This is a genomic window from Mycolicibacterium parafortuitum, assembly GCF_010725485.1.
Lineage (GTDB): Bacteria > Actinomycetota > Actinomycetes > Mycobacteriales > Mycobacteriaceae > Mycobacterium.
Map to the genome: position 1 here is coordinate 474,601 of NZ_AP022598.1, position 13,196 is coordinate 487,796.

At 70.7% G+C, this 13,196-nt stretch carries 10 protein-coding genes and 1 tRNA gene; 5 read left to right on the forward strand and 6 right to left on the reverse strand.

Features of this window, described 5'->3' with window-relative positions:
• Positions 1-72 precede the first annotated feature (72 nt).
• The 3 genes from selB to NTM_RS02190 form a co-directional block, all read right to left on the reverse strand.
• Entirely contained in the window at positions 73-1,767 is a 1,695-nt protein-coding gene (selB, locus tag NTM_RS02180) for a selenocysteine-specific translation elongation factor (protein ID WP_163765302.1), read from the reverse strand.
• Positions 1,758-3,035 carry an L-seryl-tRNA(Sec) selenium transferase gene (gene selA, locus NTM_RS02185; protein WP_163765303.1) on the reverse strand — a complete coding sequence of 426 codons (1,278 nt, stop codon included), beginning with the start codon at positions 3,033-3,035 and terminating at the stop codon, positions 1,758-1,760. The genes selB and selA overlap by 10 nt, the downstream gene beginning before the upstream one ends.
• Before the next feature lie 63 nt (positions 3,036-3,098).
• A tRNA-Sec gene (locus NTM_RS02190) sits at positions 3,099-3,193 on the reverse strand.
• Between the two features lie 40 nt (positions 3,194-3,233).
• On the opposite strand from NTM_RS02190, the gene selD reads away from it, so the two are divergent.
• Complete coding sequence (gene selD, locus NTM_RS02195) at positions 3,234-4,238, forward strand: selenide, water dikinase SelD (RefSeq protein WP_163765304.1); 1,005 nt, start codon at positions 3,234-3,236, stop codon at positions 4,236-4,238.
• On the opposite strand, the gene NTM_RS02200 is transcribed toward selD, so the two are convergent.
• Positions 4,235-5,059, reverse strand: coding sequence for a helix-turn-helix transcriptional regulator (locus NTM_RS02200; protein ID WP_163765305.1), 825 nt, complete (start codon positions 5,057-5,059; stop codon positions 4,235-4,237). The genes selD and NTM_RS02200 overlap by 4 nt on opposite strands.
• A gap of 77 nt (positions 5,060-5,136) precedes the next feature.
• Between NTM_RS02200 and ilvD the strand changes: the two genes are divergently transcribed.
• Positions 5,137-6,981 (forward strand): dihydroxy-acid dehydratase, encoded by a 1,845-nt coding sequence (gene ilvD / locus NTM_RS02205; protein WP_163765306.1) that lies wholly within the window; start codon positions 5,137-5,139, stop codon positions 6,979-6,981.
• A 3-nt stretch (positions 6,982-6,984) separates the two neighbouring features.
• On the opposite strand, the gene NTM_RS02210 is transcribed toward ilvD, so the two are convergent.
• The gene (locus NTM_RS02210) at positions 6,985-8,688 is read right to left on the reverse strand and encodes an MOSC and FAD-binding oxidoreductase domain-containing protein (RefSeq protein WP_232079595.1); all 1,704 of its coding nucleotides are present in this window, start codon (positions 8,686-8,688) and stop codon (positions 6,985-6,987) included.
• Between the two features lie 120 nt (positions 8,689-8,808).
• Here NTM_RS02210 and NTM_RS02215 point away from each other — a divergent pair, with 120 nt between their 5' ends.
• The 3 genes from NTM_RS02215 (at position 8,809) to NTM_RS02225 (ending at position 10,966) form a co-directional block, all read left to right on the forward strand.
• Positions 8,809-9,504 carry a haloacid dehalogenase type II gene (locus tag NTM_RS02215; RefSeq protein ID WP_104862202.1) on the forward strand — a complete coding sequence of 232 codons (696 nt, stop codon included), beginning with the start codon at positions 8,809-8,811 and terminating at the stop codon, positions 9,502-9,504.
• Positions 9,505-9,733: 229 nt separating this feature from the next.
• Positions 9,734-10,339, forward strand: coding sequence for a TetR/AcrR family transcriptional regulator (locus NTM_RS02220; RefSeq protein ID WP_163765307.1), 606 nt, complete (start codon positions 9,734-9,736; stop codon positions 10,337-10,339).
• Positions 10,340-10,387: 48 nt separating this feature from the next.
• A complete protein-coding gene (locus tag NTM_RS02225) occupies positions 10,388-10,966 on the forward strand; it encodes a TetR family transcriptional regulator (RefSeq protein ID WP_163765308.1) in 579 nt (192 codons plus the stop codon).
• Here the strand turns inward: NTM_RS02225 and NTM_RS02230 are convergent.
• A complete protein-coding gene (locus NTM_RS02230) occupies positions 10,963-13,104 on the reverse strand; it encodes an EAL domain-containing protein (protein ID WP_232079596.1) in 2,142 nt (713 codons plus the stop codon). The two genes, NTM_RS02225 and NTM_RS02230, sit on opposite strands and share 4 nt — an antisense overlap.
• Positions 13,105-13,196: the final 92 nt, after the last annotated feature.

Sequence of the window (13,196 nt, forward strand, 5' to 3'; positions counted from 1 at the left end):
AACACCTTTCGGGCAGGGATCAATACCATGCCGACCAGGCTTCCCGGCGCGCCGTCCGGACAGTCTAGCAGATCACCGGCCGTCGATACCCGTGACCGTTCGGGTCCCGCTGCCCGATTTCGAGGTAATCCGTTGACTGTCAAGCAATTCCAATAGCGGCACCGCGACCCGGCGGGTGGTCTCCAGTGCGCGTTTGGCCTCGGCGACGGTGAACGGCTGCGCGACCCCGCGCAGCACGTCGGCGGCGCGGGCGACGGCGTCGGGCCCGAGCACCACACCGTCGGTGATCTTGGTCAGCCGGCCCGCCCGCACCGCGGCGGCGAGCTCCTTGGTGCCCAACGCGAGCTCGGCGAGTTCGTCGGCGTCCGGTGCGCGGAACGGTTCGACGGCCAGCCGGTCCTCGAGCACCCGCACGGCCTTGTCGACGCGCTCCGGCAGCTGCCCGCCGGGGCGGCGCACCCGGCCGTCGGCGACCTCCAGTCCGCTGCCGTCCAGCAGTGCGGGCACCAACTCGGCGGCGGGCAACCCGATCTCGCGGCGCAGTATCTCCAGCGGCATACCCGCGGCGATGTCGTGCTGCGCCGACCAGTGCGCGACCGCCGCGGTCAGCTGTTCGCGCCGTTGCGCCCACCACCGCGGGTCGACCATCCACTCCCCGACCTGCAGCCCGGATTCCCGGAATCCCATGGCGCGCAATTCTTCCGATCGTGCGCACACCGGCGCCGGGGCGGTCCCGGTGGCCAGCACCGCGGCCCGGTCGCGGGCCGCGCCGCGGCGGCGCAGTGCGGGCGGGCGCACGTCGAGCACCTCGACGCCGGCGGCGATCCGGTGCTCGCCCGGATCGCGCAGCACCCCGATGTCCCCGATCCGCAGGGGCAGCGGACGGGTCAGCCGCAGCCGCGCCGCGGTGTCACGGAGCGGGCGCACGCGCACCGGTACCGCAGCCGACCCGATGTGCAGCACCAGCTGCTCATGCAGCTTCCCGGCCGCACGCAGCGCGACGTCGATCTCCGCGGTCATCCGCCATGCGCCGGGGGTGCGCAGCGTGTCGCCGCGGCCGACCTGGTCGCGGTCGACGCCGCGCAGGTTCACCGCGACCCGTGCCACCGCCGCGACGGCCGCCTCGTCGCGGCCCAGCGACTGCAGCCCGCGGACGGTGACGCGCCGGTCGCCGCAGTCGAGTTCGTCGCCGACCCGCAGTGTGCCCGCCGACAGGGTGCCGGTCACCACGGTGCCGGCGCCGCGCATCGTGAACGAGCGGTCCACCCACAGCCGCACGTCGGCGTCGGTGTCGGGTGCGGGCAACCGGTCGGTCAGCGCGGCCAGTTCCGCGCGGACCCGGTTCAGGTCGGTGCCGACCGCGACGGCCGCATCGGGGATGCGTTGCCGCAGGTCGGCGATGACCGGTGCGGGGTCGGCGAGGTCGGCCTTGCTGACGACCACCAGCAGATGCCGCACCCCGAGTGCGCGCAGCGCGGCGAGGTGCTCGTCAGACTGCGGCATCCAGCCCTCGGTCGCGGCGACGACGAACATCGCGGCCGGCACCGGACCGACCCCGGCGAGCATGTTGGTGACGAAGCGTTCGTGGCCCGGCACGTCGACGAATGCGATCTCGCGGCCGTCGATCGTCGTCCACGCGAACCCCAGGTCGATGGTCAGGCCGCGGCGCTTCTCCTCGTCGAGGCGGTCCGGCCACATGCCGGTAAGCCGTTGCACCAGAGTCGATTTCCCGTGGTCGACGTGTCCGGCGGTCGCGACTACGAACATGCCCGGACGGCCTCCACGAGTGCCTCGTCGTCCTCGGGTGCGACGGTGCGCAGGTCCAGCAGGCAGCGCCCGCCCTCCAGCCGCCCGACCACCGCGGGCGCGCCGACGCGCAGCGCGGCGGCGTAGCTCTCGGGCAGGCTGACCGCCGCGCTGGGCAGTTCGACCCCGGGCGCACCGCCGCCGCCGACCGCGGCGACGCACGGGACCGCGGCGGCGTCGGGTAGCTGCGCGGCGATCCGCTCGGCCCGCGCCCGCAGGTCCGCCGGGTCGGCGTCCAGAGCCTGCGCGACCGGCGGGGGCGGGCCGGTCAGCGTCGCCTCCAGCGCGGCGAGGGTGAGCTTGTCGACGCGCAGCGCCCGCGCGGCGGGGTGGCGGCGCAGCCGCTCGATCACGTCGGCTGCGCCGAACAGCAGCCCGGCCTGCGGGCCGCCGAGCAGTTTGTCGCCGCTGGCGGTGACCAGGTCGGCGCCGTCGCGCAGCACACTCGTCGCATCGGGTTCGTCGGGCATCAGCGGGTGCGGGGTCAGCAGCCCGGAGCCGATGTCGACGACCAGCGGCGCGTCCAGGTCGGCGAGCTCACGTACCGACACCCCTGAAGTGAAGCCGCTGACAACGTAATTCGACGGGTGCACCTTCAGGATGAACCCGGTGTCGGGTCCGATGGCGTCGGCGTAGTCGCGCAGGTGGGTGCGGTTGGTGGTGCCGACCTCGCGGATGCGGGCACCGGTGGACTCCATCAGCGCGGGCAGCCGAAACCCGTCCCCGATCTCGATCAGCTCGCCGCGGCTGACGATCATCTCCTTGCCGGGCGCCAGCGTCATCGCGGCCAGCAGCAGCGCGGCGGCGTTGTTGTTGACGACGTGCACGCCGCCGGCGGTCGGGACGGCGGCGGCCAGCGCGGCCAGCGCCCCGCGGCCCCGCTTGGCGCGCCGGCCCGTCGCCAGGTCGAACTCGACGTCGGTGGCGCCGCCGGCGGTCACGATCGCGTCGATCGCGGCCCGCGACAGCGGCGCGCGACCGAGGTTGGTGTGCACGACGACGCCGGTCGCGTTGATCACCGGCCGCAGGCTCGCCGCGCTCGACGGCAGCGCCGCGACGGCGTGGTCGGCGACCTGGTCGGGGGCGATGTCACCGCTGCGGGCCTTCTGCTGCGCGTCGGCGATCACCTGTTTGACCAGCGCCCGGCCCAGGGTGCGCTGCGCTTCGGCCAGCCGCGGGTCGGCCAGCAGTGTGTCGGTGCGCGGCACCCGCCGCCGGGGGTCGGTCATCGGCGAATTCGGCGCGTTCGGCGACCCGCAGCGTCGTTTCGCGCGCCCGATTCGCGTGGACTATGGCGGAGGCGGACGGGAATCGAACCCGCCAGCGACAGCAACTGCCGCTCAGCGATTTTGAAGATCGTGCCGGTCACCAGACCGAATACGCCTCCCTGACCCATGGGCCCATCATGACAGGGCAGCATGGAAGCCATGGCCACCCTGGAGAGTTTCCGTCTGACCCAGTACGCGCACGGCGGCGGCTGCGCGTGCAAGATCCCACCCGGCGAGCTGGAGGAGGTGGTCCGCGGCCTGACCCACGCCCGCCCGACGGACCCGCTGGGTGAGCTGCTGGTCGGGCTCGACGACGGCGACGACGCGGCCGCGGTGCGAATCGACGGCGGCACCGCGCTGATCGCGACGACGGACTTCTTCACCCCGGTCGTCGACGACGCGTACGACTGGGGCCGCATCGCGGCGACCAACGCGCTGTCGGACGTGTACGCGATGGGTGGGCGCCCGGTGGTCGCGGTGAACCTGCTGGGCTGGCCGCGCGACACGCTGCCGTTCGAGTTGGCCGCCGAGGTGCTGCGCGGTGGGTTGGACGTGTGCGGGGCGGCGGGCACCCACCTGGCCGGCGGGCACAGCGTCGACGATCCCGAACCGAAGTACGGCCTGGCCGTCACCGGCATCGCCGACCCGGCGCGGCTGCTGCGCAACGACGCGGGCAGGCCGGGTATGCCGCTGTCGCTGACCAAACCGCTCGGGATCGGGGTGCTCAACAGCAGGCACAAGTCCACCGGGGAGCGGTTCGAGCACGCGATCGACGCGATGACGACGCTGAACGCGCAGGCGTCGACGGCCGCGCTGCGGGCCGGGGTCGAGTGCGCGACGGACGTCACGGGGTTCGGTTTGCTCGGGCATCTGTACAAGATGGCCCGCGCCAGCGGGGTGACCGCGGTGATCGACGCGGCGGCGGTTCCGTATCTCGACGGGGCCCGAGACGCGCTGGCCGCCGGGTATGTCAGCGGCGGCACCCGCCGCAACCTCGACTGGGTCGCCCCGCACACCGACCTGTCGGCGGTCGGCGAGGACGACGCGCTGCTGCTGGCCGACGCCCAGACCTCCGGCGGCCTGCTGATCGCCGGCGAGATCCCGGGCGCGCCCGTGATCGGCGAGCTGGTGCCGCGCGGCGAGCACACCATCGTCGTGCGCTAACCCAGCAGTCGCCGAAGCCCTTCGGCCGCACCGGAACCGGGCACCGGTAGGTACGCGACGATCTGGATGTCGGGCACGTCGACCGGTGCCACCTGGTGGTGTTCGAGGCGCAGCTCCCCGGCGACCGGATGCCGGAACAGCCGTTCGCGGGAGGTGAACCGTTCGATGCTCGTCGCCTGCCACGCCGCGGCGAAATGCGGGCTCTGCTCGGACAATCGGGACACCAGCGCGGTGTAGGACGGCTCCCCGACCCGCGGGCCGGCGTCGGCGCGGAACTCGGCCAGGAAGCGGCGGCTGTCGCTGTCCCAATCCGGGAGCAGCTCACGGATGTACGGGTCCATGAACACCAGCCACAGCAGGTTGCGGTCGGCCGGGTCGACGCGCTCGATGTTCGGGTACAGCGCGACGTAGGCGGCGTTCCACGCGGCGATACTCCAGTCCGGGGCCAGCGCGAACGCCGGATAGCCGGCCAGCGCGTCGAGGAAGCGCTGGATGTGCGCCGGCAGCGGCCCGCCGGACCCGGCGTGGTCGACGGCGTAGCCGCCGAGGGCCAGCACGTACTCGTGTTCGGCGGGCGACAGCCGCAGCGCCCCCGCCACCGCGTCGAGCACCTGTTTGGACGGGTTGATGTCGCGGCCCTGCTCCAGCCACGTGTACCAGGTGACGCTGACCCCGGCCTGTACGGCCACTTCCTCGCGGCGCAGCCCGCTGGTGCGGGCCCGCGGCGCCGGCGGCAGGCCCAGCTCAGAGCGCACCACCGCCTTGCGCCGCGCGCGCAGGAACTCCCCGAGGGCGAGTCGCTGCCGCGCGCGTTTGTCCACGAGCCGAGAGTAGTACCCGCACTACTAGTATCAGCGCCGTCTTCCGACTGACACCCAAAAGGACGAGCCTAGAGGGCATGGCGGAATTGCGGTCTCGTACGGTCACCCACGGTCGGAACATGGCGGGCGCGCGGTCGCTGCTGCGCGCGGCGGGGGTGGACAGCGCCGACATCGGCAAGCCGATCATCGCCGTCGCCAACAGCTTCACCGAGTTCGTGCCCGGTCACACCCACCTGCAGCCGGTCGGGCGCATCGTGTCGGAGGCGATCAAGGCTGCCGGCGGGGTGCCGCGTGAGTTCAACACCATCGCCGTCGACGACGGCATCGCGATGGGCCACGGCGGCATGCTCTATTCGCTGCCGAGCCGTGAGCTGATCGCCGACTCGGTCGAGTACATGGTCAACGCGCACTGCGCCGACGCGATGGTGTGTATCTCCAACTGCGACAAGATCACCCCCGGCATGCTGATGGCCGCGCTGCGGCTGAACATCCCGACGGTGTTCGTCTCCGGCGGGCCGATGGAGGGCGGCACCGCGGTGCTGGTGGACGGCACCGTGCGGACCCGGCTCAACCTGATCACCGCGATCGCCGATGCGGTCAACAACGAGGTGTCCGACCCGGATCTGGCGCGCATCGAGGAGTCGGCGTGCCCGACGTGCGGGTCGTGTTCGGGGATGTTCACCGCGAACTCGATGAACTGTCTGACCGAGGCGCTCGGGCTGGCGCTGCCTGGCAACGGCTCGGTGCTGGCCACCCACACGGCGCGCCGCGCGCTGTACGAGAAGGCCGGCGAGACGGTGATGGACCTGTGCCGCCGGTACTACGACGAGGACGACGCGAGCGTGCTGCCGCGCGCGATCGCCGACCGCGACGCGTTCGACAACGCGATGGCGATGGACATCGCGATGGGCGGCTCGACGAACACGATCCTGCATCTGCTGGCCGCCGCCCGCGAAGCCGAGCTGGACTACACGCTCGAGGACATCGAGAAGCGCAGCCGGCAGATCCCGTGTCTGTGCAAGGTCGCCCCGAACGGGCACTACCTGATGGAGGACGTGCACCGCGCCGGCGGCATCCCGGCCATCCTGGGCGAGCTGTGGCGCGGCGGGCACCTGCACGAGACCGTGCACTCGGTGCATGCCGGATCGCTGCCGGAATGGCTGCGCCGCTGGGATGTTCGCGGTGGGCAGGCGTCCGACGAGGCGATCGAACTGTTCCATGCCGCACCGGGCTGCGTGCGTTCGGCGACGGCGTTCAGCCAGTCCGAGCGCTGGGAATCGCTGGACACCGACGCCGAAGAGGGATGCATCCGGGATGTGCGCCATGCCTATTCGGAGGACGGCGGGCTGGCGATCCTGCGCGGCAACCTGTCCCCCGACGGCTGCATCGTCAAGACCGCGGGGGTCGACGAATCGATCTGGAAATTCTCCGGTCCGGCCGTGGTGGTCGAGTCCCAGGAAGACGCCGTGGACGCGATCCTGAACGGGCGGGTGCAGCCCGGCGACGTCGTCGTGGTGCGCTACGAGGGCCCCAAGGGCGGTCCGGGCATGCAGGAGATGCTGTATCCCACCTCGTTCTTGAAGGGCCGCGGGCTGGGCAAGGTGTGTGCGCTGGTGACCGACGGGCGGTTCTCCGGCGGATCGTCGGGCCTGTCGATCGGGCACGTCTCCCCGGAGGCGGCCGCCGGCGGCACCATCGCGCTCGTCGAGGACGGTGACCAGATCACAGTCGACATCCCGCACCGCACCATCGCGCTCGACGTCGCCGACGACGAACTCGACCGGCGCCGTGCGGCATTGGAGGCTGCGGGCGGATACAAACCGCGCAACCGCGAGCGGGTGGTGTCGGCGGCGCTGCGTGCCTACGCGGCGCTGGCGCTGTCGGCCGACAAGGGCGCCGTGCGCGACGTCGACTCGATCTGAGCCTCAGAGGTCGAGTACGACACCGGTTGTCGGCACCGCCGAACAGATCAGCACCGAGCCGGCCGGCGGCACCTCCAGGGGCTGCTGGACGTAATCGGTTTCCCCGGACATCACGTCGGTGACACAGATGTGGCAGACCCCGCTGCGGCACGAATACCGGGTCGGGACGTCGCAGGCTTCGGCGAAGTCGAGCAGGCTGGTGAAGCGCGGCGACCAGGGTGCGGCCAGTCCGCTGCGGGCAAACGTCACCGCGGGACCGGTTCCCGGCTCTCCGGCCGGTGCGTGCGGCGGGACGGCCGACGCCGCGCCGACAACACCGGGATTGATCCGGGACCGGGCGCCGAACGATTCGCTGTATACGGCCGACGGCGCTGTTCCGGCGGCTACCAGTGCCTCGCGCATCTGCTCCATGAAACCTGTTGGGCCGCACAGATAGACCGCCGCTCCGGTCGGCAGGTTCATCGCAGCCAGGGTGTTGGCGCCCAGCCGGGGACCGTCTGCGGTGTACACGAGGTGCTGCACCGCGGACGGCAGCGACGCGATCAGTTCGTCGACTTCGTCGGCGAACGCGTGCGAGGCACGGTCGCGGGTCGTATGCACCCAGACCACCTGGCGCGCGGACCTGTGCGCTGCCAGCTCGTGCAGCATCGCCAGCACCGGTGTGCACCCGATACCGGCCGACAACAGCACGATCGGCTCCTCACCGCCGGACAGCACGAATTCCCCGCGGGGCGCCGCCGCGTCGAGGGTCGTTCCGGCCCGGACGTGGTCGTGCAGCCACGCGCTCAGCAGGCCGTGCGCATCGCGTTTGATGCTGATCCGGTAGGTGCCGTCGGCGAAACCGCCTGAGAGCGAATAGCTTCGCAGCGGCGCGGGGGCGCCGGCCCCCGGCACCCGGAGGGTGAGGTACTGACCGGGTGTCGCCGCCGGCAGCGCGGTGCCGTCACCGGATTCCAGCAGCACCGACAGCACGTCGCTGGTCTCCCGGTGGGTGGCGCGCACCCGCAGCGTGCGAAAACCGTTCCAGCCGACCGCGTGCACCGTTTCGGGCGGGGTGAGCAGGTCCCGGAACGACTGCACCCAGCCTGGGCTGAGCGCGGGGATGTCGACGGCTTTGCGCAGCGTGTCGACGTCCCGATCGGGGAGGTAGAGCAGCGCGTCGACGGCAGCCACCGAGAGCGCGCGCGGGCCGCGCTCGACCAGCAGGATGTCGTCGCCGGCGGATACCGAGCCCTCGGTGAGCACCCGCAGATAGAACCCCGGCCGGTGATGGGCCACCAGCAGATTCGGCATCGCCGGCTCGCCCAGCCGCATCCCGACCCGGAAGCAGGTCACCCTCGGCTGCGTCACCTCGAACACGGCGTCGCCGATGCGGTAGCGATCGCCGATGCACACCTCGTCGTCGGGCAGCCCGTCGACGGTGAAGTTCTCGCCGAAACTTCCCGCGGTGAGGTCGTCGCGGCCCAGGTGGGACTTCCAATAGTCGTACGCCTGCGTCTGGTACACCAGCACCGCACGGTTCTCGCCGCCGTGCCCGTTCAGGTCTCCTTGACCGTCCCCGTCGATGTTCAGGCGACGCACCATCGCCGGCCCGGCCGTCGGCTCTTTCCAGATGCCGGTGTGCACCCGCTGACCGTTCCACGAAACATCCTGGGGCAAGCCGATATTCACCGACACCAACTGGCCGACCCGCACCGCGTTGTTCAAAGGCCGCCACCGCCGTCATCGACCCGGATGTTCGGCTCAGGCTACGACCGGGAATCGGCGCGGTCAACAGTGGCCGGCGTAGGCTTCACGACGGTTGTCCACGGCGCCGGGAAGGACTCCATGAACGAGAGCGATCGACGACGGGTGCTGGTCTTCGACGTCAACGAGACGCTGCTCGACATCGAGGCGCTGACCCCGGTGTTCGAGCGGGTCTACGGAGACCGCGCGGTGATGCGGGAGTGGTTCAACCAGCTGGTGCTGTACTCGATGACGTTGACGCACACCGGTTCCTACGTCGACTTCTTCACCCTCGGCCGCGCCGTCGCCCGGATGCTCGGCGACATCCGCGGTCGCGACGTCACCGACGCTCAGGTCGACGAGCTCGCCGCGGCGATGGCGGCGATGCCGGCGCACGCGGACGTCGCACCGGGCTTGCGGGAACTCGGCGAGAGCGGGTTCCGGTTGATCGCGCTGACCAACTCCCCGACCGATCCGAGCCGTCCGAGTCCGCTCGACAACGCCGGACTCGGCGGGTTGTTCGAGCGCCAGTTCAGCGTCGACCCGTGCCGGGCGTTCAAGCCGGATCCGCGCGTCTACCGCCGGGTCTGCGACAAGCTGGCCGTCGATGCGGCGGACTGCGTGATGGTGGCCGCGCACGTGTGGGACACCCTCGGCGCGCAGGCGATCGGGATGCGCGGCGCGCTCATCACCCGGCCCGGCAACGCCAACCTGCGAGCGGACGGCATCCCCCAGCCGCACATCGTCGCCGGCGACCTCGTCGACCTGGCGCGTCAGCTCCGAACCTGGGGGACGTAGCGCCGGTTCTGGTGATCCGCCCCCTGCCGGACCACCAGAACCGACGTGCCCTCCCCCTGTCGCCCAACCCCTCGGTGGGCGGCGCCTCGCGGCCCGTAACCCGGGTAATGTTACAGAAACAACTTTGTTCTTGAAGAACGAATCAGTTTTTCAGCAGCTGCCGCCGACGCCCCGGAAAGCCCCGCTGAACTCGCCCTATACTTCGGTGTCAATCATCGAAGGAGGCCGCATGGCCGAGCGGCTCGCATCCGGCCGGCATCGCCTCAGCCGTGACGAGGTCACCGCCCACCAGAAGCAGCGGCTGTTCAAGGCGCTGGTGGCCGTGATGGGGACGAAGGGCTACAACAGCACCTCGGTCGACGACATGATCAAGCACGCCGGGGTCTCGCGTGCCACGTTCTACCAGCATTTCGATTCCAAGCTGGACTGCTTCATGGCCGGTTTCGCCGGTATGCAGCGCCACGCGATGACAGCGATCCAGGCGGTACCGGCCACTGGGACCCCGATGGAACGGTTCGGGGTCATGCTGCACCGCTACCTCGGATTCATGGCGCTCGACCCCCGCGTCGCCCGGCTCTACCTGCTGGAGGTGTACGCCGCCGGTCCGGAGGCGATCCGCCGCCGCGCCGAACTGCAGCAGGAGTTCGTGGCCGGGGTGGCGCGGGTGTTCAAGGCACGCAGCAAAGCCGATCGGTTTGCCTGCCAGGCACTGGTCGCCGCCGTTTCCGCCATGGTAACCACCGCGCTTATCGACGATAACCCGGACGCAATCCTGGCATTGGAGGAGCCGGTGCTGAAGTTCGCTGAGCGAGCACTGCGGGCGGGGCCGGGCTGACCCGGAGCGGGTTTTGGTTAACACGGCTATCTGAGGGACACTGGCGTTGTGTCAGAACCGGAACCGCAGGGGCTGCGGGAGCGTAAGAAGGTTCAGACGCGTCTGGACATCCAGCGCGAGGCGTTCCGGCTCTTCGACAGGCAAGGTTACGCCAACACCACCGTCGAGCAGATCGCCGAGGCCGCCAACGTCTCACCGCGCACGTTCTACCGCTACTTCGGGGTCAAAGAAGCGCTGCTGCTGTCCGACGACTACATCGAGCCCATCATCGAAGCGTTCGCCAACGCGCCCGCAGACCTCCCGATCGTCGCGGCCTACCGGCACGGCGCCGCGACCTTATACGCATCGCTGAGCCCCGAGCAGCGCGAAGCCGCCGTCGCCCGCGAGCGGATGCTGTACCAGGTTCCCGAGGCCCGGGGAGTCCTCTACTCGGCATACATCCGGCTGATCGACCTGATCACCGACGCGCTCACGCGCCGGCCCGACGCCCCGGCCGGCGAACTGGAACGGCGGGTGATCGCCGGTGCGATCGTCGGCGTGTTGATTGCCGGGTCGCACGAGAACCCGTTGCCGGATTCCACGGTAGACGAGATGCTGACGATCCTGGCCGCGCACCTGGCTCGTTAGTCGCGCCGCCGCGACGCTCCCAGCCGCCTGCGTACCCGCGGGCGTCGGCGTCGCTGCTCGACGACGGCATGATCGGCCAGATCGAGCACGTCGTCGATCGAGCGGTCGTCGCCGGCCTGGTGCGCCGCGACGCCGACAGTCAGCGCGACGGGCTCCTCGACACCTCCGCCCAGCCGCATCGGCGCGGCTTCGACCGTCGCCACGATCCGGTCTGCCAGGCCTTCCAGCACGCGATGGTCGGCGCGGGGGGTGACGATCAGGAATTCGTCGCCGCCCCAGCGTGCCACCAGGTCGAACGGCTGCACCGCGGCGTGCAGCCGGTCGGCGACCTCGACCAGTAGCCGGTCGCCGGCGTGGTGGCCGTGCCGGTCGTTGACCGACTTGAACCGCTCGATGTCGCAGAACAGCACCCCGTACCCGGCGCCGTCGGCGTCGAGTTGTTCCAGCCGGGCCCACGCCGCCGACCGGTTCGCGATCGCGGTGAGCGGGTCGGTGGTGGCGCGGCGGGCCAGTTCGGCTTCGCGCACCCGGTCGGCGGTCACGTCGACGATCTGGGAGACGAAGCAGCGCGGCTGATCCCGGGGCGCGTGCACCAGAACCGCGGTCAGCGCGCACCACACGATGCTGCCGTCGGCGGCGAGGTAGCGCTTGTCGATCCGGTACGACCGGCGCCGGCCGTCCAGGCATTCGTTGACCAGCGACAGGTCCAGATCCAGGTCGTCGGGGTGGGTGATGTCCTGAAAGGTCATCTGCGACATGGCCCGTCGGCTGTAGCCGAGCATCGCGCGCAGCGCCCGGTTGGTGCGCAGGAATGATCCGTCGAGACCGACGACGGCCATCCCGATCGGCGAGTGGGCCAGGGCCAGCTCGAAGCGCCGCTCCCCCAACAGGTCGACCGCGGCGTCCACCGAGTCGACCGGTTCGGCGGTGGTCACCGCGGCGGGGAAGCCGTGTTCGTGCGATCGGGGGCGGCTCAGGAAAAAGCCCTGCGCCCAGGTGATCCCCGCGGCGTTGACCGCGTCGAGTTCGCTCTGGCTCTCCACACCCTCGGCGATCACCATGGCGCCGATCTGGCCGGCGAAGTCGGCGATCGCGTGGGCGAGCCGGCGGCGGGCGTCGTCGACGTCCATGTGGCGGATGATCGAATGGTCGATCTTGACGAACTCCGGGGCCAGCTCCAGCACGTGGGAGAACGACGCGAACCCGGCACCGACGTCATCGGCGGCCACCCGCACCCCGTGCGACCGACAGGTTTCCAGCGCGTCGTCGAGCGCGGCGTAGTTCTGCACGGCGTCGTGTTCGGTGATCTCGAGGACGATGCGGGCCGGGTCGACGTCCTGCAGCAGCTCGGTCCACGGAGCCGCCATCGCCGCGGCCGGGGACACATTGATCGCGACGAACACGTCGGGCGGCAGCTGCGGCATCAGCGCCAGCACACGCCGCACGATCGCCATCTCCAGTTCGACGCCGAGCCCCATCTGGGCGGCAAGTTCGAAGAACGCGTCGGGGCGGAACGGCTCGCAGTGGAACCGGGAGAGCGCCTCGAGGCCGACGACCTTGCCGTCGGTGACGTCGTGGACCGCCTGGAACACCACCTCGAAATCGTTCTCGGCGACGACGCGGCGGATCACGTGGCGCCGGTCGACGGAGTCCGACCGCCGCCCCGGAGTTTCGATCAGCGCGCCGATCAGGTCGGCGACCTGCTTGACCAGTTTCAGATCGTCTTCGCCGAGATAGGGTTTCGGCTCGCCGCTGACCAGGCAGACCATCCCCGCCGCGCCCGCGTGGCCGATGACCGGCGCGCCGACATAGGCGGCCATCCCTGGTCTCTGGGTGACCGCCATCGCGGCGGTGGTCTGGTTGGCTTTGGTGTCGGGTACGACGTTGGGCAGCCGCCCGTCGATGACGCGCACGCAGTAGGTCTCCGACAGCGGCGTGCGCGTGCCCGGGGTCAGTCCGAGCGATTCGGCGTCCCCGTCGAGGACTTCGATGGTCTGGGTGCCGTCCTGGAACGAGGACAGCCACGCGGTGTCGAGGCCGAGACGCTGGCGCAGGACGCCCAGCAGCGTGCGCACCAGGTCGCCCGGCACCCCGGGCGGATCCGCCATGAGGCGTTCGCCCGCCTCATCGACACGCATAGCAAAGGATCATAAACCGACCTTTACATCCAGCGCTCTTGTTCGGCTCCGGCGATTACTTGATACAGCCTGCAAAAATCCGGCGGGCGCCA